This is a genomic window from Estrella lausannensis (assembly GCF_900000175.1).
In the GTDB taxonomy this organism is placed as follows: Bacteria; Chlamydiota; Chlamydiia; order Chlamydiales; family Criblamydiaceae; genus Estrella; species Estrella lausannensis.
This window is the reverse complement of sequence record NZ_CWGJ01000012.1, coordinates 249,634-274,275: the sequence shown is the minus strand read 5'-3', so window position 1 is coordinate 274,275 and position 24,642 is coordinate 249,634. Positions and strand designations below refer to the sequence as shown.

Genomic DNA, 24,642 nt, shown 5'->3' with positions numbered 1-24,642 from the left:
TTGAAGCTTAACTTATAAAGCGCTTTATACCGAAAGTATCTCAAAACTTGGCATGGGGGCTTTGAGAAAGCCTCGGGATTGAATGATCGTAAGCCACCTAATATTAGAAATATGAGGTGGCTTACGATCATTCAATCCCGAGGCTTTCTCAAAGCCCCCATGCCAAGTTTTGAGATACTTTCGGTATAACGCGCTTTGTTTGCTTAATAGAAAAATTAAGTGAGTGATTTATAAGTCTTTATTTATGTGCTGAAATTGTCTTGGTTTGCTTGATCAAAGAGAAGGCTCTCCAACCTGAGGAGCTTTCTCTTTGCCAGAAACCAAATTTTGAGATGCATCCGGTACAGGCTGATGTGAGTTAGCAGGGGCGATGTTTGCCTATAAGCAGATGCGCCATTGCTTCAAAAATAATTTTTCATCCATCGTTTGGAGACCGTGCTGTCAATCGAGGCGCACGGGTCTCTAATTTGATAATGAAGCGAACTGACAATTTCCGGTGAGTGGTGATGTTTAGTGTTGATGAGTTGAAGGGTCGAAATGGGCTGCAAGGTGCTGATGAACAGCTGCCGCCGGACAATGAGAGAGAAATATTGATAGGCCCTGCGGCCACGGTCGCCTCTCGCACTTTTAAAGGACGCCCGGGAGGGGAAGTTCAAACTTTAAGGAAAATCACCGCCCGCACACTCGCCAACGAGAGATCGCTTGCCGCCATCTTGATTAGCCGGTCAGAAATTCAGGGTCTTGAGCCTCATGAAAAGGAGATGCTGGAGCGGCATAAGAGCGAATTTCAAAAAGCTCTCTTGGAAGCTTGGGGTTATTTTGATACATGGAAAGATCGAATCAGCATGCAGTCGGCAGAGATCGACCTAGTAAGGAATTGTGTTGTGGCCGAACCTTTGCCTGTTTTGCTCATTTGTCAATTGATTAAGGAGAGTTGTCCGGCACTTTATTATTACGCTTCGGACAAAGACGGTGCCGAATTATGCCGCCTGATCTCCTCACTGCTTCTCCACAGAAGGATAACCGAAGAGGAATTCGCTGCAATAAAAGGAATCTCGGTCGTGCTGCCCGCTCATGAGGATTCAAGATCGGAACCCTGGGTGCTTAAGTCCGCAAAGAATCTGCAAAGCGATTTAGAGCAGACTGTTGCCGTGGCAATAGAGCAGTTTATCCACGATTATCTTGAGGAGGGAAGTGTCACTGTCAAATTTCACGAGACCTCGCTATCCGGAGCTTGCTACAGTGAACGCTATGAAACGTTAGATAGTTTCTTAAGCAAGATTGGAGAGCAGGTCAGTCTGATGCTGCAAGAAAAAGAGAAAGGCTTTTTTTTAAATCTCCAGAACATCTATCCGTTTGATCCCGAATTAATTCAAAATGATTTGACTGCTAAGATCCACGACAAAATGAAATTGGATGGTTCGGCCATAGAAGCTGCCACCTCTCTTTTTGGCCACTCTTATGATCAAGCCGCTTTCATTGCCGCGAAAATCGCTTGGCTGATCCTCTCGTGCTTAAGCCGACAGCCTTCTCAGAAAAGGGTCAACGCATTTGGAGCCTGGCTTGAGGAGCGGCTTTTGAAGAAGGGAGAGCGTGCCTCGATTGTGGTGAAACGAGTTGAGGCAGTGCTGCAAAGTGGTTTGAATGGAATGATGACAAGAGTCGAGAGCGCTCTCGTGATCGAAGGTAAAAATTGCTCTTATGAGCTCTCCCTTCGCTCAGACTTCAGAGAGGATATTCTTCTTTTACCCTCCGGTGCCGAGACATCTTTGAATGATAGCGATGTCTATCCTTCGTCCCACATAGTCGTTGTCCCCTTAAGCTGCCACCTGCTTCAAAGTCTGGATCGGGTAGCCGCCCCTTTTGCCGAGAATGAGATCATTGGCCGGCTGGGGAAGATGGCAGGGTTTTTGAAGTGGCTGTCGTTGGTGAATGCGGAAAATCAACTCTCTGCCGGAGAGCTCCTACAGCAATTTTACAACTTGAGCGATACACAAAATGAGCTTTCAAAAAGGTCTGATCGCGACTCGGAAGCCCTTTTTGTCGTTGAGGCAACACATATAGTGAGGGAGGGGATCGCAGCGTTCGGCAAATTCAGAGAGGTGATCGGCAATCTGCAGGGCGGCTTCTCTTCATCACGTGCCCTATTTAGGGATCTGGAGATCTTTTTTGAGAGATCGGTGGCCGGACTTTTGCTGATAAAAGAGAAGATGTTAGAAATTGGGTGGAAGGGGAACCCGGAGGGATGGTTTTGCCTGATCGATCTTTTAGACGGCAAATTAAGGGGACTGGTGCAGAGAAAAAAGTCTCCCATCGTTTTGTCGGTTCCGAAAAAGATACGATCCTATAGCGAGCTGGCCTGGGATGTCATCTATCAGTCAGAAAGGGCTGAAGATATCGACTGGAAGTGCCAACGCTATCTTGAGCTTTTGCGGCAACTGAAGAATAAATGCCAGCTGCTCGGACTTCATGACAAAAGCGGATTTTTCGCTAAAGACTCTCTGTCGATTCAGACAAGGAGTATCACTCGGCAGCAGCTGGATGCCTTGCGCACTAGCTTTTCGGAAACATTTCTTCTGGGATTGCGCTCAAAGTTGACCGATGACCAAATTTTTGCAAAAGGGGAGATTAGCCCTTACCTTAAAGTGGCTGAGACGCTCATGACCGAAATGAATCTGGATCAACCAGCACTCGCAATGCTGGATAAGTTCGTCAGCTGGGGGGCGGCTCTTCTCGGTCAGGAAGGAACAAATCTCCCCAAAGGGACTTCTGCCTCGATGGTGGAGGGATATGAAGAGATTTGGAAGTGTCTGAACGCAGTGCCTGTCGGAGCGAAAAGACCCCCGATTCATCAGTTGGCCAGTTCGGCGCGCGGACGCTGGAATGTCGACTTTGATCCGATACGTCAGGGTAATTTGCCGCAACTGCTGGGAAAATTACAGTTTAAGGTGGATGGAGTGGATGTCGCCGTCAAAGCTCTGGCCTTTGGCAGCCCGACAATTGAGGGCGCGTTTTCTTACGCGGTCCTAAATCCTGAGTTCCAAGCCTGCATGGCTATCTATCAGGCTACAGGGAAGAGTCATCTGTTCGTTTTGAATCAAAATCAGATCCCCGCCTGGAGAATATTGGGAGAGGTGGAGACAGATCGCATCGACGCGATTAACAGCTTCGCCGAACAAAAAGTTCCTGATGCGCTCTATGTCTTAGTGCTTTCTAAAAACTCCCCATTTTACTATCAGACCGGGGAGTTTGCCGGGATGTGCTCAGCGGCATTGTTTAAGGATGCCTTTGTCAAGCAGCTATTTGATTTACCCAAAACGGTTACTGGCAACTCCTTTTCGGCCAATCTCTTAAAAAAAGTTCCCGATGTGCGAGAAAGAACGATCGAGATGATCGAAGCTGTCCATCAATATTTATTCATGGGAGAAGGTCTTCTGGAGAAGGAGGAGAGGATTCTCTTTATTGATACAGTCCAGAGTATGTTAACGCTTTTGTTGATTATGGAGCTCGGAGTGGTGTCGTTCAACATCAGCTGCAAGGATGCTATTGATCGCGCCATCGTCTCTTATGCGCTTCTCTTAGCTTTAGTCGCCCTGGTTTCAGGCAAAAATCAGGATCGGGAGTTTAGAAGAAAGTTTTTCATGGTTGTGTTTGCGAGAGCTTTAATGGTGAGGAAGCGTCCGATTTTTTTCGATCGTCTCGAAAGAATTTTGAGTGGAGTTCGCGGTTTTGAAAAAAAAGCGGAGCATCTGGCGCAAGTTTTTGAAGTCATTTTTAAAGGGTGCTCGGTTCGGTTCGAGGACTCTCTCTAAGAGCTTGTCCCTGCAGCGGTAGACCATTTGATATTGAATAAAAAGAGTTTACGATCCATAATATCTGGCTTTATCAATCTTTTTGGTGACCAACCATGCAATCGGCCGAATTTCCCTGCACAAATTACGTTCAGCGCTCTATTTTTCCGACAGCCCCTTTAGCCCTGTCGCCATCAGAAATTTCAGTAACAGCTTCGAGCGGCGGCCGCACTTTTCGCAATATCACAAAAGAGGTGCCGATCTCGCTTTCTCGATCGGTTTTCTTGATAGCCAAAGTGATCTTCTTGGCGGTGATCACTCTAGGTTTTGCACTTTTGTCCTCAGCTCTCAGGGAGGATTGGAAGACGGCTTTCAAGGGATATGAAACTACGTTTGAGCGTGTCTGTGTCAATGGTATCCCGCAATATGAGGTGCAAGAAAATAACTACGAAAATCCCGGAGAGAATGAGAGCCCTTACGCCTTCAGGCAGAAAATTTTTTGGCAGACCAAAGAGGCTTATGAGCGAGGGTATATCCTTGAAGGCAAAGTAGTCGAGATAGACAGCCAGCCCATGCTCGATCAGACCGAGGTATACGGCGAAATGGATCCCCTTCTTCCCAAAGCTTCCATCCTGGCCACGCGTTTTTCCGTCGAGAATGATGACACTTTCAATGTCCTCGTCAAGCTTAAAAAGGCCGGAAGCAATCCCGCTGGAATTAACATGGCGAATGCCTATATAAGGGGAGGCGGAGTTGAGGAGGGGTGTCCGGCTCAGGAAGAGGCTCTCGCCAGGCGCAGCAACTACATGGCGATTACGCGCCACCCTCAAGCGGGAAAGGCGAAGATTGCAGAGGGAGGAATCTATTCCCCGCATGTGCAGGTTTTCAGGGAGGACGAAACGAAGGGATATGCTTTTATGAAAGAGCCTGTCGACATCGCTCTGATCGCTGTCGCGGCTTTTGATCTCAGAAGGAGCTCCCATGATCGTGTCAAGCTGAGGCTATCGGCACAGGTGGTATATACTGACAAGCACCTCGTCAAGCATCAGGCTTTTGTAGACCAAACGAAGCAGAGAATACGGAACATGCTGCGGAAATTATTTGAGAAAGGTCATAAGGATCTTGTTTTAGGCGCCCTTGGGTGCGGAGCCTTTCAAAATCCTCCGAAGCTTATCTCTGCCCTGTTTGAAGAAGTGTTCAACGAACGGGAGTTCAAAGGACGCTTTGAAACAGTAACTTTTGCTATCCTTCAGCAAAGACAAAGTGATGCAGCCAATGTGGCGGCATTCCGTGAAATGTGTGAAAGACTTAACTAAATATTGCCAGTGTTAGCATGAAAGCGCTTCTAATAGAGACTGCGACTGAGGATGGCATCTGCGCCCTCTTTTCTGAGTCCGAAATTTTATTTCACTCCGGCATGCCGAGAGGATTTCAGCACAGCCGTTTCCTGCTATCGGAAATGGAAAAGGGGTTGCTCGCCGCGGAAGTGTCTGTCAAGGAGTTGGCTTTTATCGCTATTGGCATCGGCCCCGGCTCTTATACAGGCGTGAGGGTAGGGGCTATGGTTGCTAAAACGCTTTCGTTTGCAGGCAATGTCCCCTTGGTCGCTGTCTCATCCTTAGAAGGAGTCAGGCCAAAAACTTTAAAGAACGGATCTTTCATCGCTGCTTTTGATGCTAAAATAGCGGGAGCTTACGTGCTTTTCGGTGAAGTGAAAGGGGGAGAAATTCATTATGTGGGAACGCCCCAGGTACTGACCTTGGAAAAGCTCGCTGAAGTAATTTCTGAGGAAACTCTGATTGTCTCTCCCCACGCACACCTCCTGCAAAAAAAATGGCAGGAGAAAGGTTTGCATTCCAATGCACATTTTGAGGAGGCCTTCGTACTGGCCGAAGGGTTGATTCAATCGGCCCTCTTGAAATTTAAGCAGGGGCAAGTGACTGAAGCAGACGATTTAAAGCTTCTCTATCTTAGGGAATCGGTATAGGCGAATGATATAGAAGGCGTCTCCAGATGGCGGAGATTGGTTTTTTTTATTGCACAGCAGGCCATACGCCGTCTGAATTTTCAATTTAGGTGCAGGCCTGGGTCGTACTGCGTACCAAATGCGCTCAGAAGTGGGGCCCGAAAGAGCCCCACCCTCCACTCAAGCTTCTTTCATTGGGTAGGATCACTCTGCATCAGTGGGTCAATTGGGAAGTTGCCGCGCTTAGCTTCCGCTCTTGGATTTTTTCCAGAATAGCCTTCTGCAAATGTGCCGGATACCCTTCCATCAGGATGGATAGTTTCAGCGGATCTCCATTCAAAGACCAGTGATAAAGATAGCTTGCCAAATTTATGGTGAAATCACAATCCCATGCATCCTTTTCGTTGACTTCAGAAACACCGCAATCGACAACTTTGATTTCACCTTCTTTATTCCTCATCAGATTCCTGGCGTAAAGATCGTTGATTAACTCTTTGTTCTCCACCACGGAACGCAGCAGCCAGGCCCTTGCGAACTCGAAAGCGTCGTGCTCATCAGCAGAAACTGGATCTGCCATCTTTTCGATGATCCAAAATCCGTTTTTGGGATCTATAGGATCTTGAACCTGGTCTGGCCTGACAAATACTCGGGGTATGGGGACTCCGGCATTTTCAGCGTCAAGCATCGCTTTCAGGTCGTTTTTGTATTCGGTCACTTCAGTTTTCGGTCCGAGGTTCCCTTTCAGGGCTTTAACGACTACTTCGCCCATCGGAATTTCAACTCCGTTGATCTCCAATTTTTTATCGGTGATGAACTGATAGACATTATGATAGGTGCCGGTGCCGATCTGTTCGATGGGATAATACTCGCCATTGAACATCAGGTTTTTTATAGAGGCCGACATATCTTCATTGGGGATGTTGATGATGAGGGCTCTCTTAAACTGGACAGGATTTCTGGCCATCGGGTGCGCCTGAATCGGCTCACTTCGCTGCGTCATCAGGAAACTCTTGACTGACAATGCCTGCTGCATAGCGGAAAAGAAGCTGTCTTCTGCTCCTTCTGCCGGATTTATTTCGCGTTGAGAACTTGGGAGGATCTCAGCGGTCGTAGACATTACGGCAGCGAGATCTGTCAATCTAGCTTCTGAAGGTTTATTTATGGTTTCAAAGCGCCTCGGCCTTTTTTCTCTCTTCTTTTCACTGGGTTTGTCCAGGCTTGCCGCTTTTGCTGTCCTCTTCTCGCTTTCGCTTGGTGTCTCCACTACCGTTACAGAGGCTTTATGCTGCAACCTCCCTGTTCTTTTGGACAGGGGTCGCCTTTCGGCTCGGGCGGAAAAAGGAGCGGGTTGTGGTGTATCTCTCTCGGGTATGCATGGGTCTTGTGGGTAGGTATTGGTAGTTAATGGATTGAACGCCATATTCGATCTTCCTTTTGTGTGATTGAATGTCGCGAGGACAAAAAGCTTAATATTGTTCTGTCCGGTGAGATTTTTGAAAAGATAAATTGTTTTTTAATTTATTTGTTAAGTGATCGTTAAATCATATGTAACCCATTTGTTTATTTGGTACATAAAAAATCTAAATTAAATTGTTTGTTGTTAATTAAATTTCTACTTTACAAACCGTGTAATGAAAGAGTCTCGAAATTTGAGATTTAGTCAATATCAATGTGGAGGTTGTCTCCAAACAGAAGTCATCGGCTGAAATTTTGAGACTGTTTTAGGTACAGTGCTTTCCTCTGTTTTGGGCGCGGATGAACGGTTTTCTCCGGAGGGGCGCGGCTCCGAAAAAAGGGGAGGGTGCAAGGCGCCTGTCCTTCATCAATTTGCCCTGAGAGCACCCTGTACCCTCTTTAAAAGCGACCCCGACAGCTTCCCGTTTCCCCTGTCAGTTCCTTCTTGCCTAATAAGCAAAAGTGATGTATGCTTTTTTTGTCCTTTCACAGGAATGGATTCAGACTTTTGGCTCAGCAGCTTCGGTGGCTGCAAAGCCTGAAATTTCCACAAACAAATAAACTTTAGGATAGAACTCTTCATGACAATCGTTAAAGTCAGACCCGGCGAACCGATCGATAAAGCACTGCGAACCCTCAAGAAAAGACTCGATAAAGAAGGTATTATGAAAGCTGTAAAAGCTCATCGCTTTTACTCAAAGCCTTCCATCAAAAAGCGCGCCAAGTCGAAAGCTGCATTGAAGTACAAGCGCACTCGCTAACACTCTCCGCTTATTCTATTTTAATTTGCCAAGGGGCAATCGAATTTAGCTTTTTGTGCCCATCGGCCTCAAGGCGAAGGAATTAATTTGAGGTGAAATATGGATTATTACGACATCCTCGAAGTATCCAAGGAAGCGACCGCGGCTGAAATAAAAAAGGCTTATCGGAAACAGGCTCTAAGATACCATCCCGATAAGAATCCGGGCGACAAGGAAGCTGAAAAAAAATTCAAAGAGATTTCGGAAGCGTACGAAGTTCTCTCTGACGAAAATAAAAGAAAACTCTACGATCGCTACGGGAAAGAAGGGGTGCAAGCGCATGCCCGGGGCCCGGGAGCAGGGCAAGGGTTTTCGTCAATGGAAGAAGCCCTGAGAACATTCATGGGCGCATTCGGCGGCAGCGATAACGTTTTTGAAAGCCTTTTTGGAGGTGGTGGAAAGGGCTTTTCTTCAAACCAAAGACGCCAGGGAGCCAGCAAGCGCGTCAATCTCACGATCACATTTGAAGAGGCTGCCAAGGGTGTAGAAAAGGAACTGCTTGTTTCCAACTACGTTTCTTGCGAGACCTGTGGAGGGTCCGGCGCAAAATCCAAACAGGGAATTTCCCGTTGCGATCGCTGCGCAGGCCAAGGTGTCATCCTCGAGCAAAGGGGCTTTTTCAGTATGTCCATGACTTGTCCCAAGTGTCATGGAGAAGGAAAAGCGATTACGGATCCTTGCGAGAAGTGTCACGGAGAAGGTGTCAATAAAGAAAAGCAGAGGGTCAAAGTCAATATCCCTCCTGGAGTAGACTCGGGCATGCGACTTAAGATGCATGGCTACGGTGACGCAGGAGTGGGAGGCGGACCTCCGGGAGATCTTTATGTCTTCATTCATGTTGAGGAGAACGAGATCTTCAAGAGGGAAGGCGATGATGTCACACTGGATCTGCCAATCAGTTTCACAGAAGCTGCACTTGGATGTAAAAAAGATGTTCCCACGTTAACACAGCAGACCTGCCGCATCACAATTCCCGCCGGCACACAAAACGGAAAAGTGTTTCGGGTTAAAGGCGAAGGCTTCCAGAATGTCCATGGCCAAGGGAAAGGCGATTTGCTGGTGAGGATATTTGTCGAGACGCCGACAAACCTGAACAAAAGGCAAAAAGAGTTGCTTGAAGAGTTTTCTACTCTGGAGCGTCCTGCCAACATGCCTAAAAAAAAAGGCTTTTTGGACAAGATTAAAGATATTTTTGCTTAAAAAGATCCTCCGAATAGAAGTAGTATGATTTGATCCGATCAAATCATACTATTTTTTTTTGCTCGTTTATTCAGAAATTTTATCAATATTTGGGAAGACTCTCCAAGAAGGATTGCTGGTCACCAGCAGTAGAAATAATGGGGCGATTACAAACTTTCTGTTTTTTTGTGGCTTCCGGAAAGCCGTGTCGAAGCTTGTGATACCTAGCGAATCAACAATGCTGAAGAGGTATTTCTGCACCCAGTTCAAAGTACACAGGCTCTGAGACGGTATCTTGCAGTGCAACGGAAAGGTTCAAGTCGATGGAGTGCTTACCTAAGTAGTTTCTTATAGTCTCGAGAGCGCGCTCCTTAGTGTTGCACTCACTTGAGAGGTGTCCCAAAATCACTTTTTTCAGTCCCGGGTGGGATATGTAATGCAAAAGCTCCGCGCAGGCTAGGTTGGAGAGGTGTCCGGTTTTGCCGAGAACACGCTGCTTGTACACAGGGGGACGCGCTGAGGCGTGGACCAGTTCGGGGTCATGGTTGGCCTCGACGTAGAGGTAGTCGGTGTCTTTCAGCTGCTCCCTCACTAGCGATGTCACAAAACCAAGATCGGTACAGAAGCCGAGTTTCAACGCCTCATAGCGCATGGAGAATCCGACAGGATCTAAGGTGTCGTGAGGAATGGTGAAGGGATGAATTTCAAGATCCCTGAATTCAAAAGTCTCACCGGTAGTGAAAATCTTAAATTTAGGGCACTCTTCAAAATATGCGGCAATCCCTTTGGCCGTCTCGTGGTTTGCCAGTACGGGAATCCCCATATCAAAAGCCATTACCTTCAGGCCCTGGATATGGTCGCCGTGATCGTGCGTTATCAAGATTGCGTCGATTTCCTCTATTGAAACGCCGATGGAGGCAAGTTTGTTGCGCGTTGCCCTCGTGCTTATTCCGGCATCGATCAATATTTTTGCTTCCTTGGTTCCCAAAAAGATGCAGTTCCCTTTAGAACCGGAGGCGAGAGGGCAGAAACCGTTCATTATTTCCTTGTACTTCTTCTTCTGTTGACGAAAGGCCGGAAGCTTATAACCCGAGTGGCAGTCATAAAGCTTCATCGCACCAAGTTTTAACACAGATGCCCTTTAAATATGAAGAAGAGGAATTTTTTGATTCCGCTCCAGGCAGGCGATAGCTTCTCGCAAATGCGGAAATTGATTTGCATATCCTCAATTTTGTGGTGTGTTGTCAGAGGCTTTTATAAGAGATGGCCCACTAGGGTTATAAGCTTATAACCTAACTCGGCAACCCATCATACGATTTCAGGTTACGGGCCGTCTCTTAACAGTGGAAAGGAATCTATCAAAATGGCATATGGAAGAAGTGTGGCGCCTCAGTCGTTTAATAGACTGTTTATACTGAAAGTGTCTCAAAATCCCAAATTTTGAGATAGTATCGGTATAGAGTCAGGCAAGAGTGAAGACCTCTGTTTAATTTTATTTCCGGGTAAGGCGTGTCATTGATGGAATCGCGAGAAGATGCACTGAGAAGATTGGATCGTTTGACAGATGATTTAGTCCAAGTTGCAGAAGCGCTGGCTCAGATGACACGGCATGATATCTCCTTTACGGAATTAGAGGCTCTACAGGATAGGCAAAATGCTATTTTGGAAGAGATCAACCGCATTCTTGGCGCTCCCTCTGCCAGGGGATTGAATACCGGAGAGGACGCGCTGAGCCTTGGAATCAAAGAGAAGTTGCTTCGGTTCGAAGAGGCAAATCGTGTCTTCATCAAAAACGTCAAAAGGCTTAAAGGGATCATCCATTTAGATCATGGATACCCATCGTGATGTAGGGGTGTTCTGCTTGTTATGCAGAAATCATCTAAGAATTTGGTCCTTGACTAGGGGAGTGATCACTAAGATGGGGAATTATTGCGGATGCGTGGTTGACTTGAAGCAGAACATGCCAAGCACTCCCATGACGATGGACATCATGAAATAGCCTTCTTGCTCAGTGGGGCTTAAAGGGATGTAGTCGCGCACTGATTCAAAATCAGCAGAGTAGGCCATGACGGCAGAAAGCATGGAAATCACAAAGAATAACCACCCGAGGTATCGTAGCCTCTTGGCTTTTTCAATCTGTTTTTTCTCTAAACGTTCTGTTGTGTCGTTCATCTTCTCTACTGATCTATGTCATTTACGCCAGGCTCTTCTGCCAATGCCAGCGCGCCTTTTGCAAGCACTTTTCGCGGTTTGCTGCCCTCTTGAGGCCCTACTATGCCCCGCGACTCCATCTCATCCATGAGACTTGCCGCTCTTGCATACCCTATCTTAAGCTTTCGTTGCAAGAAAGTTGTTGAAGCGTTTCCTGTTTTTATGACAATTTCTTTCGCCTGCCGGAAAAGTTCGTCCCCCCCCGTGTCGTCATCCACGCCGTTGTCGGTATCAATGCTGTTGTCAAAAGAGGCTATTGCATATTGGGGCGGCGCCTGATCGCAGATGTACTGAACAACTTTAGCAATATCCTCATCCCTGACATAGGCTCCCTGAGCGCGGCTCAAGTGCGAGGTGCCCGGGGGCAAAAATAGCATATCGCCATTGCCTAAAAGGGATTCGGCACCCACCTCGTCTAAAATGATCTGACTGTTGACACGGCTTGCGACCTTGAACGCGATGCGCGTGGGGAAGTTGGCTTTGATGAGGCCGGTAATGACTTCCCTTGATGGCCTTTGCGTTGCCAAGATAAGATGGATGCCGACGGCTCTTGCCATCTGTGCGATTCTTGCGATCGGCGTTTCAATATCTTGCTCTGCGGCCATCATCAAATCGGCAAGTTCATCGATGATACCGACAATATAGGGTAGTTTTTTGGGAATTTCAATGCTCAGGGAAGACTCCTGGGCTTCATCAGGTACTCGCTGGTTGAACGACTGAATATTCCTTAATCCCAAGTGTTTTAAAATTTCATAGCGGCGTTCCATCTCCTTGACAAGCCACTTCAGTGCCTGGCAGGCTCCGAACGGCTCGTTGATTACCGGTGAGAGCATATGGGGCAATTTGGTGTAACCGGTCAGCTCCACCTTCTTGGGATCGACCATGATCATCTTAATTTCATCCGGGCGTGCTGTCATCAAAATCGACATGACGATTGTGTTGATGCAAACCGATTTACCCGAACCGGTGGCTCCGGCGATGATCAAATGCGGCATCTTGGCCAAGTCGCTGACCACCCATTCTCCGGCAACCGATTTTCCGAGGAGGATGGGGATGCTGAATTTTTTGCCTCCTTGTTGATATGCCTGCAGCATATCTTTGAAGCCTACTTCCTGGGGACTTGGGTTGGGTATCTCGATTCCGACCGCTGCTTTGCCGGGTATCGGCGCTATGATACGGATCGATTTAGCCTCCATGTTCAAGGCAATGTCATTTTCCAAGGTTTTTATGCGTTGAACCTTGACTCCTATGGCAGGATGGACTTCAAATGAGTTGATCGTGGGCCCGCAGTTGATTTGACCGACTTTAGCTTCAATGCCAAAGCTTTGCAGTGTCTCTTCCAGGACTTCCGCTTGCCTTCTTAAGTCTTTTTTAAGGCTGCTGGTGTCGTTTTTTACGGCCGGGGTAAGCAGCGAGACGGGTGGCAGGGTGTATCGATCCAGATTTAACATCGCTTCCGGGTTTAGCTCACCACTGCTTGCCTGTCTCAAGGAGGATTTGGCAGGTCCCTTAGGTTTGGGCTCACTTGTCTCCGTAGGAGTCTCCTCTATCTTCGCCGGTTTGGAGAAGAGAGACGGAACTGTCACAGGGAACTCGTCAATGTTCTTTCTTGAGAGGGAGGGGCGTTCGGTCAGGTTGAGCTGCGGTTTAATCATCAAGGTCTCCATCTCCCGCTGCGAGTCCTTTTCTTGATTCGTGGCGAAGGGGCTTGTCTTGATTTTGACAAGACGCGGCTCGTCTACCTTTAACTCTTCGACTTTGTCGATAGGATCCAGAGGAGTGGAAGCAGCGGAAGAATCAGGAGGGGGCTCCCGCCTCTCTGGCAATAGCCCTTTTAATTTGTCCACAACAGCGGAAGGAGAGATTTTGAAGAGTAGGCAAAAGCTTGTCAGGATAAGCGCAATCGAGAAAAGGGCGATGCCGTAAGAGCTTAGCATTTTGGACAAGTTGACTACAGGCAGGTCCTTATAGATGTAAAAGAACGGAGTGCCTCCCAGGTGGGGGTGTCCGCCGCGTTCGAGGTAGCCGGGAAAGAGAAGTCTCTCGATTTCCCGCGCAGCGATTGGAGCCCTGTCTTCCAGTAGGGAGAGAAGTAAATTGGAAGAAAAAACAAAAAGAGAGATGTATAGTATTTTTCTCACTAAATTATTCATGGGTTTTAAAAACAGCAGGCGCCATCCCGCCCAGAGGCAAAACATAGCGACGGCATAGCTGGACACTCCGAAGAGAGCAATGGCGGATCTGCCCAGGAAAAGACCTAAAGATCCCATCAGGTGGCCGGGAGGGGAGTGGAATGAGGCGCTGATGATGGAGATCATTAGAGCGAGGCTGCAGGTGAAAACTAAAAGACCTGTGATGACCGGATCACGCTCTTTTTTGGGGGGCTTTTTTTTTGCTGAACGCTGAGTTTTGGCGGTTTTTCCGCGCATGGCAATCCCTTATTTCATTTGTACCGAAAGCGCCTCAAATGATTCTTTTGGCAAGGGAAAAGCGCTAGGGGCGGATGGCTCCAAGCCGCTAATAATATAGATGAGGTGGCTTGTAACATCCGGTCTCGCGGCTCTTTCAAAGCCTCGATGCCAAGTTTTGAGATGCTCTCGGTATAGGTGTAATCTAAAGATTAGAACTCTTCAAAATAACTTTCAGTAATTTTTTTAAAGATTTTAATCATGAGGCATCTTTTAAATTACCCCTTTCCTTAATTTTTCTTCCAGTGCTGCAATCGTATCGAGCACAGTTCCGATTGCCTCACCGGCACACTCAATCAGTTGCGCCTCAAATAGTTTAAGCGCCTCCTCTTTTAATTGAAGTTTCTCCGGCAGGTCGCTAAGTGACTGGTGCCACTCTCTTTTAAAGAGGGGGATGTTGAAACCGTCCTTGTCGAATGAAAAAAGAGCAACACTCTCTTCCGCCATCTTTTCCTTAAGTGCGGAAGAGGTTAAAGCGGCTTGAATCATGTTGGTTTTAGCAAGGGAATATTCCTTTTCTCTGTAGGCAAGGGAATCTGACGATGTATCTTGAGCGGTAGAAGGATTTTTTATTTCCTCTTGATATTCTTCGATTTGCCACTGTAAACGTTCAAGGAAGCTTATTTTGACTCCTTTTTTGACAAACTGCCCTCCTGACATGATGGTTCCATACAGGGCGTACATGCAGCCAAAGGTTCTCGGTAAGTCGCTTAGGGCATCTTCTTTCAGGGAGCGAGCAAGCTTCAGAGTGCTCTCCTGGATGTAGGGTTCTATGTTGCGAACAAACTCGGGGCTCTCTGGATTTTTATCGGCAAAAAGGTGAGCGGTTTCATTGAAGACAGACCACACTTTAATGTCGGCCAATATCTTCTTCGACCGAAACAGCTCCCGGTAGACAAAGAAGCCTTCGCCCCATTTATCTTCAATAGTCTGCTGCGCCTGTTCGAGGGCGGCGTGCAGGCAGTAAAGATTGCAAAGGTAGACGACGTAAGCTTTGGAGCAAGTCATCTGTCCCTGGATCAGATTTAAAAGAAAAGGGTTCGTTCTGGCTCTTTCGTGAACATCCCTGATTCCGGCGTGTAGCCGATTCCATAAGCGGTTATTTGCCTCCTCCTCCGTTTTTCGCTTAATCCGCTCAGCATCCATAGTCATACTGGTTTGTTTTTCTAAGTACTCTGAAGGCGGTAAAGTAAGCGTGTAATCGGTCGCCAAGGATTCTTCCTCCTCAATCTTTAGAGGGGAGGGAGTGGTGGGAGGAAGTAGATCAACGGCTGTGCGGCCAAATGCCGAGGCCGATACAGGGGATGCCATCATGGAGCTCCTAGATGTTCGTTCGTTAGGCCTCGTCATCAATGATTCACTTATGAATTGACGAAGGCCCTGGTGTTGCTGGCAATGTTTTTTTGGGTCGAAGCCTTAAGGGCTCAAGACCTCCATTGCCTTTGTAATTTGCCGCAAATGTCTCGCAATTGGGTGTTTTTGGAGGTAAATCCTTAAATTGTGCGACTCTATCGGTATATACCGAAAGTGTCTCAAAATTTGGTTTTTGGCAAAGAGAAAACTCTCGCGATTGAATGATCGTAAGCCACCTAATATTAGAAATATGAGATGACTTTGTATCCTTTCAATCCCGAGGCTTTCTCAAAGCCAAAATCCCAAGTTTTGAGATACTTTCGGTATACAGGGGAGTTGAATAGAGGGTCTAGAGAAAATATAGAAGGCAGAAACACGACAGGAGAAGGCAATACCAAGCGAAGAAGTGGATTGCCCTGAGTCCAAGGGTGATCAGGGTTTTGAGAGCAAAGAGTCCAACGACGAATGAAGTGATAAAGCCCGCCAGGCAGGGGCCTGCCATGGAGTATCCAGCGGTTAGCAAGGTTCCCTCTTTGACCAAGGAGAGTGTTTCCACCAAAGCTCCGCCCAATATTGTGGGGATGGCCAAAAGGAATGAAAAGCGGATTGCTTCTTCTGCCGTCCATCCGACCATCTTAGCTGCGGCGATCGTTGAGCCGCTACGAGAAACCCCCGGCAGGATGGCGAACGCCTGAAAAAGACCGATGAAAAGAGGGGCTTTATAGGAGAACTGTCTCTTGGGTGCTGTTTCTTTCTGTTTTTCTTTAAAGCGCATGGAGATGAATAGCAGTACGCTTGTGATCATGAAGGTGAATCCGAGCAGCTCAGGTTTATCAAAGAGGGCTTTGACTTCTTTCAGGATCAGGAGCAGAGGAAAGAGGGGTAGAAGAGCTATCATGATCGCTTTTATCGCCGCTTTATCCTGAAAGAGGATGCGTTTGATTTCCTCTTTGAATGCAACAAAGATGGCCAGTAGCGTTCCTAGATGGCAAATGAGATCGAAAAAAATGAAGTTTTTGGGGTTTTCAAGTCCGAAAAATAGCTGGAAGAGTTCCAGGTGTCCAGAGGAGCTGACGGGGAAAAATTCGGTGAGTCCTTGTACGATTCCTAAAATGATCGCTTGAAGGTAATTCAAGGGGATTCACCTTGGTAAAAAGTGGGCGACAGAAGGGGCTCGAACCCTCGACCCCCGGATCCACAATCCGGTGCTCTAACCGACTGAGCTACTGTCGCCAAACATGCATCATTTTTATCCTAATGCCACAATTTTGGTCAATGCTAAAGCATGTGCGGGCTGTGTTTTTTTCGATGGGCGTCGATCCGGTACTCTGCACGTGCTATTCTCCTGTCGAAACCCTGAGAGGTCCGGCGATCGCAAACTATCTAGCATTAGAAACATACAGCGAGATGTCTCGAATTTTGTGATGCTTTCTGGGTATAAGCTTCAAAAAAAGTGTATCAATCCCGGATTGTGATTGTTTTTAAGGCTGTAGGTTAATTCAGCCGCAAGGGGTGTTGATGTAAGGCTGTTCACATTGACTAAAACACCGCTCTCTCACCCGTTTCTTCCACTTTTTGACCGGCGGCCACCGCCAGAATTAAGAGAAGAAAAGAGAGCGCGATGGCCCAGTCCGCCGCTAAGGAAAACGACAATTGGATGTTCCAGGAGGCGGGCATGTCCAGGGCGAAACTGAGCAGTAAGTTCGATGCCTTGGAGGTGAGGGCGAAGAGAGCGGTTCCGATCGGTTCGAAGAGGGTGTAAAGAAGAGCGCTTAAAATAAAGAGGAAGATGACAAAACCGGCGAGAGTGGGAAAGAAAAGATTGAATAAGATGCTTAGGAGAGGGAACGAACCAAAGAGCGCTAAAGTAAGCGGAAGGGCTGCAGCGTGGACGGCGAGGTTGAGGGCTGTCATCTTCTTCAGGGCGTTGAAAGCGATGAAGCCCATTTTATCAACGCCGCTCATTTGAGAAGCTTCCTCAAAGGTTCTTTGAGGAAATAGGGCATCAAGCAGGTTAGTGCTCAAGGGAGTAAACGCCAGTATGGAGAGTGTGATGGCGAAACTTAAGATGAATCCAGGGCTTTGCAAGCTTAATGGATCGTAGAGGAGAGTGAGAAAGAGAGCGGCTCCCAGGGCATTGAAAGGGGAGATGCGCCTTTCGAAAACAGATGCCGCCTGACTCAGCACAATCATGACCCATGCTCTTTGAACCGAAGGGGTCGGTCCTAAGAAAATGAAATAGGATGTCACCGATAGTGTGAGAAGGATCAGTAGTATCTTCCCTTTGAAGAAGGGTTTAAGAAGCATTGTGGCAATGAGAGCGAACAGGCTAAAGTGAAATCCGGATATCGCCAGGATGTGCTGCAATCCGAAGCGCTGGAACCCTTGCGTAATTTCTTGGTCTGAAAATGAGCCCGTCACCATACCGGCGATGAGATTTTGATTTTTTTCTCCCGGGATGTTCTTTTGAATATAACTCTTCAATTGAAATTTCCACCCTTCCCTCATTTTGTTCCAACTGAATGTTTTGGGCTCTTCCTTCCAAAATACCGGAGAGGTGGGTTTAAACTTCCAAAGCCTGCCTTTGCCTTCTTGAAGAACACCTTTGATCGTCCAGGCACTGTCTGAAGAAGGTAGAGGGCCCTGGAAGTCTTTGATGGAAAATGCTGAGGGGATGTTTTTTGCTAGGATCACTCCATCAGAACCTGCAAAATATTGGATGGTTCCCTTGAAGGCTAGGGCATCCTTACCTGATTGCTTTATGGGGGAGATGGAATCAGGGTGAAACAGCGCTGTGCCGGAAAGCGCTGAAGAACCTTTTGGAGGCACTTTTACAAGAGCCGCGGCGTATAGAATGCCGAGACTGAAAAAAAGGACAAGCGCCCATGAATTTTTGCTTTTGAGAGAGAGGACAAGAAGCAAGCTTGCGACAACTCCGAGGACTATCCGCTTCTCGGTGGCGAGTGCGATTCCAAGCAAAAAGCCGATACTGAGTAGCAACAGGGGGGCTTTTTGAAAAAATTGGCTCCACCGGATGGAAAACGAGTGGTAGGTTTCAAGGGTTTTTACGAAGGGATTGAGGGTGTCACGCAATGAGGTCAATTGCTGCCGGAATGAAATCGCCATTTAAATTCCGTCCCAAAGAGCTTCCTCTTTGTCAAAATCCAAATTTGGCAAACAAATCATACGATTTCAGCTTGTGGGCAGCCGCTTAAGGGTGGAGTTCAAATAGACGATTTTGCGTTTCGCGCAAAGCTCCGGGATTGCCGCCGCTTTGGATTGCTGCCAAGGTCTCGGTTTCCTCTGGAGAGCTCCCGCTTTTTAAAGTCATTGTCGTCAACTTGCGCACGCTCTCCTGGGATGGATCGGGAAGAATGTCTTTAACACCGATTTTATCTCTCACGCGGATCGCTTCAGATAAACTTTGGAGAGCTTTATAGAAGGACTCTTCCTGCTCTTTGATTGAAGATTGTCTTGATGTGCCGTGGGTGGCGACAACGATCAGGTGCTGGTAGTTGACAAAGGTGCCGTCACAAAGCAACAGCATTTTGCCGCTTCTGTTGAACTGCTCGACATCACCAAGGAAAAGAAAGCCGGTTGCCTGTTTCGAGAAGTTTTTTTTGATATGCCCTTCGAATGATTCGTTAAAACCTGATGGGATGGGGCACTGGTAGGCCTTGGGAAATTGATATCCCTCCGGAGCGACCTCAATCAGGATGATATCGACGTCAATCCTCTGCGGGGGCTTCGATACCCCATTGAAATCCAGCGTGACTCGATCAGGTCTGAGATGCTCAATGTTCATGGGGTTCTGCCGGATCTGTTTTTTCTTTACGGAATGTTAACATAATCTTTGATAGGTGTCAATCAAGACGACTTATACTTGCTGGTTTGTTAATTGATTGCTAGTGATTGATTAATTTTGTTTTGTCGTAATGTTTTTTTTGTTAGTTAATAGGTGGTTGGTGATGTTTTGTTTTAATTTAAAAAGATGTTCGTTATTGATCTTTACTGCGTTCTGTTTTTCCGCTTCGCTTCCGGCTGACGAGATTGATGAGGGGATCCCCCCTGAGATTGCTGAAGCGAAAGCTCGGTATATAGAGCGGGTAAACGATGAAACTGCGCCCCCACAGAAAAGGGATCTTTTTGGCAATCAATACCTTTTTTATCGCGAGGGAACTTGTCCGAACAGCGAGCAAATCGAGTCGCAGTCAAAAAAAGTGTACAATCTTCTTAAATCAAAGCAGCGTCCTTTGATCTCTTTCAATAAAACCAAGCTGATCCCTTTCGACAATGGCGGAACCTGCTCAGCGATGGCTCTCGATTTTCTCGCGCGGTATATCACTGTTTGCAGCAAGAAAAGGTCAGCTGAAGAGCGCAGGGAATGCGTTATTAATTTTCAGCCTTTTTATGCGAAGAATAACAAGACCTTTGTCTCAAGGCAGGCTGCTTACAATACGATCGAAGTGAAAGCGGACACCCCCCAATCTGAAGAGGAAATCAAGCAGCAAAAGATACAATCTTTGGCTAACTACCACGGGATGCATCTGACCCCTGTTATGGGAACCGTCACCATGCGTCAGCTTGAGAACGGGTTTGATCTCAAGGGAGTGATCGATCAACTTCCCGAGGGGACCTATGTAGTACGCATGCTTAGCCCGGCAAACAACGCTAAACGAGAGTATTATGGCCATACGATGACGTTCGTAAAAAACAAAGACTTTTCAGTTTACTACGACAACTCGAGAGGTCCTTTGGAGGTTACCGAAGATCTAGGGGAGACCGTGAGGGAAATCTTGATTGACTGGGGAATCCCTGAGTTCAGAATCTATCATGCTACTTGCGGCGACAGGGGATGCTCCAACTTGAAGAACGACAGCTGCACGATGCAGAGAAGTTTGTCTTTAGAGAGCGAAGACGCTCATGATGCATTTCCCTTGATCAGCTGGGAGTAGGCAAGCGACGGGCGTGACCTCAAAAGTGTGCCGAAATGTCTTAAGATGTGGGGGATAAGCTCTCCGGATCCCGTGAGGGAGGAGGAGCGAGTCTCCCCGAAAGCGTATTAAAATTTGGCGGGAGAGCTTTCTCTTTGCCAAATCCAATTTTTGAGACACTTTTGGTATAGCCCGGTTCGGTAAACAAATCCTACGATTTCAGTTTGTGGACAGTATCTAAGCTCTTTCATTTTTTATAAGGTTGTGGAATAAGAAGATCGATGCGGCCGGTGCGCTTTTTCGTCGTTTCTGTAAAGGCAATATGCCGGTCTTTAAGGTAGCTGAGCGGGTCAGGACAGTTATGGATCAACACTTCAAGGAGTACTTCCACGAGTTTTCTGAAGAATATCCTTCAGGAAATTACCATCGCGTCTTAGCTCTGCATGAAGGTCCCAATATCAAATGGAATGAAGTGAAATCACTATGCCCGGACATGCCAAGGGGATGGTGGGAGCTCTCCTGTCTAAAGAGAGAGGAGCGGCTTGAATTCACCGAGCAGTTTTGGGAGAGTAAAATGAGCCCGTTCCCTCAGTTTTGCGCATTTCTCGAGAAGTTTTTCAAAGATGTGGACGAGGTGGGGGTTTTTCTAACCCAGAAAACGTTTGAGGCTCCCTTCGAAGCGCAGATTGTCTACAGTCTTGCCGGTAATTTGGGCTTTTTTCGCGGTCTTCCGCCTCTGCCGGAAGAGAAGCTTGTCCTTTTAAAAAGTTTTTTTCCCGATTGCATTTTTCCTCAAGATTATATCGCCTTCACGCAGATCCACAACGGATTTTATAAAACGACTGATACGACGGGCATAACCCGTGTGGAAAAACTTAAAGAGTCCTACGATTCCTTCCAGGCATTTTTTGGGGAGAACGACCATCTGGCTACCGCTAAGCAGATCCCGGTCAATCCGCAGCACCTCATTCCATTTTATACATCTTTTGGCATGCCCTTTTTTCAGTGTTTTCATAAGGATTGGTATCCCGAGCAGGAAATGGGAAATGTCTATTGCTCGATGAACACCAAAACAGTTTCCGATATGATCGATTCGATTAATGATCAAGAATCGGGGGAGTGCCTTTCCTTTCCCAATTTTTACAACTGGCTGAAATTTTATCTCGAGAAAGTGGAGTAGTTTTTCTTTATAGATTTTTTGTTTAGTTGTTTTGTGTTATTTCTCTATTTTATTTGAGAAATCGCTTGAATTTGTCTGTCAAATAATCTATTTTATTCATGCCGAAAAGGTCTCACGATTTGGCATATGTCAATAAACCGGCTGCCTTCTACCTAGCTTTGAACTTGATGATAAGGGGGAGTTGAAGGTGACGCGAAACAGCAGTAAGGCTTGAAGACCCCTTATGTACTTGGTACGAGATTTATACACATGCCATAAAGAGCGCCTCAATCTGGAGCTCATTTCCGGAGAGAAGGGGTTGAGGAAGCAGATTCAGGTTCCTGAAGCCCAGCGTCCCGGTCTTTCGCTGGCCGGTTACATCAAAAGTCATGCCAGCAAACGTATCCATGTCTTTGGCCGGGTCGAAATTGAATATTTAAGATCCATTGATTCCAAAACAAGAATAGAGCGTCTCGAAGCAATTCTCTCGCTGCCAATCCCGGCTGTTATTATCGCGCGACGCTACCGACCTCCCAAAGAGCTGACAACGGTGTGCCAGAAATACGACATTCCTCTTTTCAGGACCAACATGAGTACCATGAATCTTTTGAGCAAACTCATGCTGATCTTAACTGAAGAGTTCGCTCCCAGCACAAGCTGTCATGGCACTTTAGTGGAGGTGTTCGGTGTTGGCGTTCTCATTCAGGGAGACTCCTCTGTCGGCAAAAGTGAAGCCGCTCTTGGCCTGATCGAAAGAGGACACCGTCTGATCAGCGATGATGTCGTTAAGATTAAAAAGAGGGAAGGAACTTACCTGGAGGGCTTCGGTGCCGAGTTGACGAGGCACCATATGGAGATCAGGGGAATCGGAATCATTAACGTGGCGCACCTCTACGGAGCTGTTTGCGTCCGCGACAGTAAAAGCATTGATCTGGTGGTGATGCTGGAAGTGTGGGACGAGACCCATTTTTACGACAGGGTTGGCACAGATGAGAAGAGTTGTAACTTTCTGGGAATTAACGTGCCGTTCCATGTCCTTCCGGTGAAGCCCGGCAGGGATGTTGTTCTATTGCTCGAGACTATCGCTTTAAATCACCGCCTGAAGCAAATGGGTTACAACTCTGCCAGAGAATTCAACATCAAACTTCTGGAGACAATCGCCTCTAAAAACCAGAAAAGGAAGCTAAGGGCAGATCCTAATATAAAGGTAGACAAGGATGAAAATCGTTCAAAAAGTAAAAGTAAAAAATAAAATGGGCCTGCACACAAGACCTGCCACAGTGATCGTAAAAATGTTGCAGAATGCAAAAAGCTACGTGCACTTTACATGCAAAAATGAGACGGTGAATGCCAAGAGTATTCTGAGCATCTTAATGCTCGCAGCCAAAAAGAACTCAAGCATTACGATCACCTGTGATGGAGAGGATGCCCCGCAAGTTATGGAGATGCTTTTGAAAGCTTTTGAAGATCAATTTGGAGAAGCTGTAGCGACATGACCAAACTGGCGACGGAAATCACCCTTTTCGGCACCTCAATATCGCCCGGCATAGCGATAGGTAAGCCCTATTTCTTCTGCTGGAAAGATGATAAGGTTCCCGAATTTGTAGTTTCGGAAGAGGATATTGAACAGGAGATTGAAAGATATCATGAAGCTCTCCGCCTCTGCCGCGATGAGATCCGTGTGCTTCAGAAAAAACTCAAGGACGAACTGATTCAGGAGGGGGCTGAAATTATTGAGGCTCAGCTTCATATCACTCAAGACCCTCTTTTCACGCACACCATGGAAGAGGAAATCAGATCCTCTAAGAAAAACGCGGAGGCTGCTTTTAAAAAGGTCATCCAGCGCTACCAGGACAGATTCCACTCCTTGAAGGAGCCCTTTTTTCGCGAGCGCTTCAAAGACATCCAGGACATCTCGCGAAGGATTATTCTTTATTTGCGGCGTAGCATCCGTTTCAGCCTCGCTGAGATTCCCAAAGATTCGATCATCGTCTCTTCCGAGCTTTCAGCCATCGAAGCTGCCGAGGCCAAAAAGGGGAAGGTGCTGGCTTTACTCACAGGAAAAGGTAGTTCCACATCCCATGCGGCCATCGTGGCCAAGGCAAGAGGTATCCCGTTCATCGCCAATATCGACCTAAAGGCTTTGCATGCCGATGTCGATTTTTTGATCGTTGATGCCAGAAAGGGCGTCGTGATTGTGAACCCAACCGACGAGACAATTAACAGCTACAAGGCACTTTCGTCCGACATCAGCCTCCGCTTCTCCAAACTGATCGAAAAACCCACCCTCTCGGCCGAGACTTTTGATGGCTATAAGATCCGTTTGAGCGCTAACTTGGAGATGGCAAGCGATGTCGATTCTTTGCATGAGCACGGACCTCTAGGGGTCGGCCTTTTCCGCTCTGAATACATCTTCTTGCCAAAGAAGGAGTTTCCGACCGAGGATCGGCAATTCGAGATCTATCGCGATATCGTTCAGAAGATGAGAGGGCTTCCTATCGTCATCAGGACATTCGATGTTGGTGGTGACAAGTCCATACAAGACCTGCCCACTTTGCAAAAAGGCAATCCTTTTCTCGGCTGCCGCGCTTTGAGGTTTTTACTCCGGGAGCGTGAGATTTTTAAAGCTCAGCTCAGGGCCATCTTGCGAGCCGCTCTCTATGGGGAGGTTAGCATTCTTTTCCCAATGGTATCTTCCCTGAATGAAATTAAAGAAGCTAAGCTGCTGATAGAAGAGACTAAGAAAGAGCTCGATCTGAAAGGGGTGCAGAGGGCTGACAGGGTAAGGATTGGTTGCATGATCGAGGTGCCTTCGGCTGCTATCATCGCTGACTTAATTGCTAAAGAATGCGATTTCCTTTCGATCGGGACAAACGATCTTGTGCAGTACTCTCTGGCAGTGGACAGGGCCAATCACGATATGCAAGGCTACTACACCCCAACCCATCCGGGCGTTATCCGGCTGATTAAGCTGGTCGTCGCTGAGGCAAATCTTAAGGGGATTCCTGTTTCCGTTTGTGGTGAGATCGCCGCAGATCCGCGGTTTACCTCTCTTTTGATCGGACTCGGCATTCAGGAGCTTTCGCTTGCCAGCCGCTATATTCCTGTCATTAAAAATGCCATACGAAGCACCAGCATTATCGATGCTTGCAAACTGGCTGAGAAGGCGCTGTCTTTATCTACAGCAGAAGAGATATCCGATCTTTTGACGGAAGAGTATAAGAACAGTGTCCCTGAAGATCTCCATTTCATTTCCAGCAGCATGTGAGATGCGTTCGGTGTACTGGGCTCCCCAAGGGAGGGGAGCCGTTTCATAACAATTTAGC

At 47.2% G+C, this 24,642-nt stretch carries 19 protein-coding genes and 1 tRNA gene; 11 read left to right on the top strand and 9 right to left on the bottom strand.

Features of this window, described 5'->3' with window-relative positions:
• The first annotated feature begins 506 nt into the window (after nucleotides 1-506).
• The 3 genes from ELAC_RS06185 (at nucleotide 507) to tsaB (ending at nucleotide 5,778) form a co-directional block, all read left to right on the top strand.
• Complete coding sequence (locus tag ELAC_RS06185) at nucleotides 507-3,812, top strand: hypothetical protein (RefSeq protein ID WP_098038413.1); 3,306 nt, start codon at nucleotides 507-509, stop codon at nucleotides 3,810-3,812.
• A 95-nt stretch (nucleotides 3,813-3,907) separates the two neighbouring features.
• The gene (locus ELAC_RS06180; RefSeq protein WP_098038412.1) at nucleotides 3,908-5,107 is read left to right on the top strand and encodes a TIGR02452 family protein; all 1,200 of its coding nucleotides are present in this window, start codon (nucleotides 3,908-3,910) and stop codon (nucleotides 5,105-5,107) included.
• A 17-nt stretch (nucleotides 5,108-5,124) separates the two neighbouring features.
• Nucleotides 5,125-5,778 carry a tRNA (adenosine(37)-N6)-threonylcarbamoyltransferase complex dimerization subunit type 1 TsaB gene (gene tsaB / locus ELAC_RS06175; RefSeq protein WP_098038411.1) on the top strand — a complete coding sequence of 218 codons (654 nt, stop codon included), beginning with the start codon at nucleotides 5,125-5,127 and terminating at the stop codon, nucleotides 5,776-5,778.
• Between the two features lie 193 nt (nucleotides 5,779-5,971).
• On the opposite strand, the gene ELAC_RS06170 is transcribed toward tsaB, so the two are convergent.
• On the bottom strand, nucleotides 5,972-7,177 hold the full coding sequence (locus ELAC_RS06170) for a hypothetical protein (protein ID WP_143406458.1): 1,206 nt from the start codon (nucleotides 7,175-7,177) through the stop codon (nucleotides 5,972-5,974).
• Nucleotides 7,178-7,793: 616 nt separating this feature from the next.
• Here ELAC_RS06170 and rpsU point away from each other — a divergent pair.
• Together rpsU and dnaJ are read left to right on the top strand one after the other, a co-directional pair.
• Nucleotides 7,794-7,973 carry a 30S ribosomal protein S21 gene (gene rpsU, locus ELAC_RS06160; protein WP_098038408.1) on the top strand — a complete coding sequence of 60 codons (180 nt, stop codon included), beginning with the start codon at nucleotides 7,794-7,796 and terminating at the stop codon, nucleotides 7,971-7,973.
• A 99-nt stretch (nucleotides 7,974-8,072) separates the two neighbouring features.
• A complete protein-coding gene (gene dnaJ / locus ELAC_RS06155; protein WP_098038407.1) occupies nucleotides 8,073-9,212 on the top strand; it encodes a molecular chaperone DnaJ in 1,140 nt (379 codons plus the stop codon).
• A 211-nt stretch (nucleotides 9,213-9,423) separates the two neighbouring features.
• Here the strand turns inward: dnaJ and ELAC_RS06150 are convergent, their stop codons facing one another.
• Nucleotides 9,424-10,230 (bottom strand): MBL fold metallo-hydrolase, encoded by an 807-nt coding sequence (locus ELAC_RS06150; RefSeq protein ID WP_098038406.1) that lies wholly within the window; start codon nucleotides 10,228-10,230, stop codon nucleotides 9,424-9,426.
• A 479-nt stretch (nucleotides 10,231-10,709) separates the two neighbouring features.
• On the opposite strand from ELAC_RS06150, the gene ELAC_RS06145 reads away from it, so the two are divergent.
• Entirely contained in the window at nucleotides 10,710-11,036 is a 327-nt protein-coding gene (locus ELAC_RS06145) for a hypothetical protein (protein WP_098038405.1), read from the top strand.
• 81 nt (nucleotides 11,037-11,117) lie between these two features.
• On the opposite strand, the gene ELAC_RS06140 is transcribed toward ELAC_RS06145, so the two are convergent.
• The 7 genes from ELAC_RS06140 to ELAC_RS06110 all read right to left on the bottom strand — a co-directional run bounded on the left by ELAC_RS06140 (nucleotide 11,118) and on the right by ELAC_RS06110 (nucleotide 19,028).
• Nucleotides 11,118-11,363 (bottom strand): hypothetical protein, encoded by a 246-nt coding sequence (locus ELAC_RS06140; protein ID WP_098038404.1) that lies wholly within the window; start codon nucleotides 11,361-11,363, stop codon nucleotides 11,118-11,120.
• Nucleotides 11,364-11,368: 5 nt separating this feature from the next.
• Nucleotides 11,369-13,831 (bottom strand): FtsK/SpoIIIE family DNA translocase, encoded by a 2,463-nt coding sequence (locus ELAC_RS06135; RefSeq protein WP_239414400.1) that lies wholly within the window; start codon nucleotides 13,829-13,831, stop codon nucleotides 11,369-11,371.
• 252 nt (nucleotides 13,832-14,083) lie between these two features.
• Entirely contained in the window at nucleotides 14,084-15,184 is a 1,101-nt protein-coding gene (locus ELAC_RS06130; RefSeq protein ID WP_158227820.1) for a biliverdin-producing heme oxygenase, read from the bottom strand.
• A 388-nt stretch (nucleotides 15,185-15,572) separates the two neighbouring features.
• Nucleotides 15,573-16,358, bottom strand: a complete 786-nt coding sequence (locus tag ELAC_RS06125) for an undecaprenyl-diphosphate phosphatase (RefSeq protein ID WP_098038402.1) — start codon at nucleotides 16,356-16,358, stop codon at nucleotides 15,573-15,575.
• 24 nt (nucleotides 16,359-16,382) lie between these two features.
• Nucleotides 16,383-16,456, bottom strand: a tRNA-His gene (locus ELAC_RS06120).
• A gap of 306 nt (nucleotides 16,457-16,762) precedes the next feature.
• Nucleotides 16,763-18,349 carry a ComEC/Rec2 family competence protein gene (locus tag ELAC_RS06115; RefSeq protein ID WP_098038401.1) on the bottom strand — a complete coding sequence of 529 codons (1,587 nt, stop codon included), beginning with the start codon at nucleotides 18,347-18,349 and terminating at the stop codon, nucleotides 16,763-16,765.
• Between the two features lie 85 nt (nucleotides 18,350-18,434).
• A complete protein-coding gene (locus ELAC_RS06110) occupies nucleotides 18,435-19,028 on the bottom strand; it encodes a hypothetical protein (RefSeq protein ID WP_098038400.1) in 594 nt (197 codons plus the stop codon).
• Between the two features lie 196 nt (nucleotides 19,029-19,224).
• Between ELAC_RS06110 and ELAC_RS06105 the strand changes: the two genes are divergently transcribed.
• From ELAC_RS06105 to ptsP, 5 genes are all read left to right on the top strand, one after another.
• Nucleotides 19,225-20,178: a hypothetical protein gene (locus tag ELAC_RS06105; protein ID WP_098038399.1), complete on the top strand. Its 954-nt coding sequence runs from the start codon at nucleotides 19,225-19,227 to the stop codon at nucleotides 20,176-20,178.
• Nucleotides 20,179-20,518: 340 nt separating this feature from the next.
• Entirely contained in the window at nucleotides 20,519-21,337 is an 819-nt protein-coding gene (locus ELAC_RS06100) for an SMI1/KNR4 family protein (protein ID WP_143406457.1), read from the top strand.
• Nucleotides 21,338-21,560: 223 nt separating this feature from the next.
• Entirely contained in the window at nucleotides 21,561-22,568 is a 1,008-nt protein-coding gene (hprK, locus tag ELAC_RS06095) for an HPr(Ser) kinase/phosphatase (protein WP_098038397.1), read from the top strand.
• Entirely contained in the window at nucleotides 22,534-22,812 is a 279-nt protein-coding gene (locus tag ELAC_RS06090; protein WP_098038396.1) for an HPr family phosphocarrier protein, read from the top strand. Before hprK ends, ELAC_RS06090 begins: the two co-directional genes overlap by 35 nt.
• On the top strand, nucleotides 22,809-24,584 hold the full coding sequence (ptsP, locus tag ELAC_RS06085) for a phosphoenolpyruvate--protein phosphotransferase (protein WP_098038395.1): 1,776 nt from the start codon (nucleotides 22,809-22,811) through the stop codon (nucleotides 24,582-24,584). Before ELAC_RS06090 ends, ptsP begins: the two co-directional genes overlap by 4 nt.
• Nucleotides 24,585-24,642 lie beyond the last annotated feature (58 nt).

Bases quoted from the DNA above. Each gene is read 5' to 3' on its own strand.
- ELAC_RS06135 (WP_239414400.1), bottom strand. From the start codon at position 13,831: ATGCGCGGAAAAACCGCCAAAACTCAGCGTTCAGCAAAAAAAAAGCCC.
- ELAC_RS06185 (WP_098038413.1), top strand. From the start codon at position 507: ATGTTTAGTGTTGATGAGTTGAAGGGTCGAAATGGGCTGCAAGGTGCT.
- ELAC_RS06130 (WP_158227820.1), bottom strand. From the start codon at position 15,184: ATGATGGCATCCCCTGTATCGGCCTCGGCATTTGGCCGCACAGCCGTT.
- ptsP (WP_098038395.1), top strand. From the start codon at position 22,809: ATGACCAAACTGGCGACGGAAATCACCCTTTTCGGCACCTCAATATCG.
- dnaJ (WP_098038407.1), top strand. From the start codon at position 8,073: ATGGATTATTACGACATCCTCGAAGTATCCAAGGAAGCGACCGCGGCT.
- ELAC_RS06140 (WP_098038404.1), bottom strand. From the start codon at position 11,363: ATGAACGACACAACAGAACGTTTAGAGAAAAAACAGATTGAAAAAGCC.
- ELAC_RS06100 (WP_143406457.1), top strand. From the start codon at position 20,519: ATGGATCAACACTTCAAGGAGTACTTCCACGAGTTTTCTGAAGAATAT.
- ELAC_RS06110 (WP_098038400.1), bottom strand. From the start codon at position 19,028: ATGAACATTGAGCATCTCAGACCTGATCGAGTCACGCTGGATTTCAAT.
- rpsU (WP_098038408.1), top strand. From the start codon at position 7,794: ATGACAATCGTTAAAGTCAGACCCGGCGAACCGATCGATAAAGCACTG.
- ELAC_RS06090 (WP_098038396.1), top strand. From the start codon at position 22,534: ATGAAAATCGTTCAAAAAGTAAAAGTAAAAAATAAAATGGGCCTGCAC.
- ELAC_RS06115 (WP_098038401.1), bottom strand. From the start codon at position 18,349: ATGGCGATTTCATTCCGGCAGCAATTGACCTCATTGCGTGACACCCTC.
- ELAC_RS06180 (WP_098038412.1), top strand. From the start codon at position 3,908: ATGCAATCGGCCGAATTTCCCTGCACAAATTACGTTCAGCGCTCTATT.
- hprK (WP_098038397.1), top strand. From the start codon at position 21,561: ATGTACTTGGTACGAGATTTATACACATGCCATAAAGAGCGCCTCAAT.
- tsaB (WP_098038411.1), top strand. From the start codon at position 5,125: ATGAAAGCGCTTCTAATAGAGACTGCGACTGAGGATGGCATCTGCGCC.
- ELAC_RS06150 (WP_098038406.1), bottom strand. From the start codon at position 10,230: ATGAACGGTTTCTGCCCTCTCGCCTCCGGTTCTAAAGGGAACTGCATC.
- ELAC_RS06170 (WP_143406458.1), bottom strand. From the start codon at position 7,177: ATGGCGTTCAATCCATTAACTACCAATACCTACCCACAAGACCCATGC.
- ELAC_RS06145 (WP_098038405.1), top strand. From the start codon at position 10,710: ATGGAATCGCGAGAAGATGCACTGAGAAGATTGGATCGTTTGACAGAT.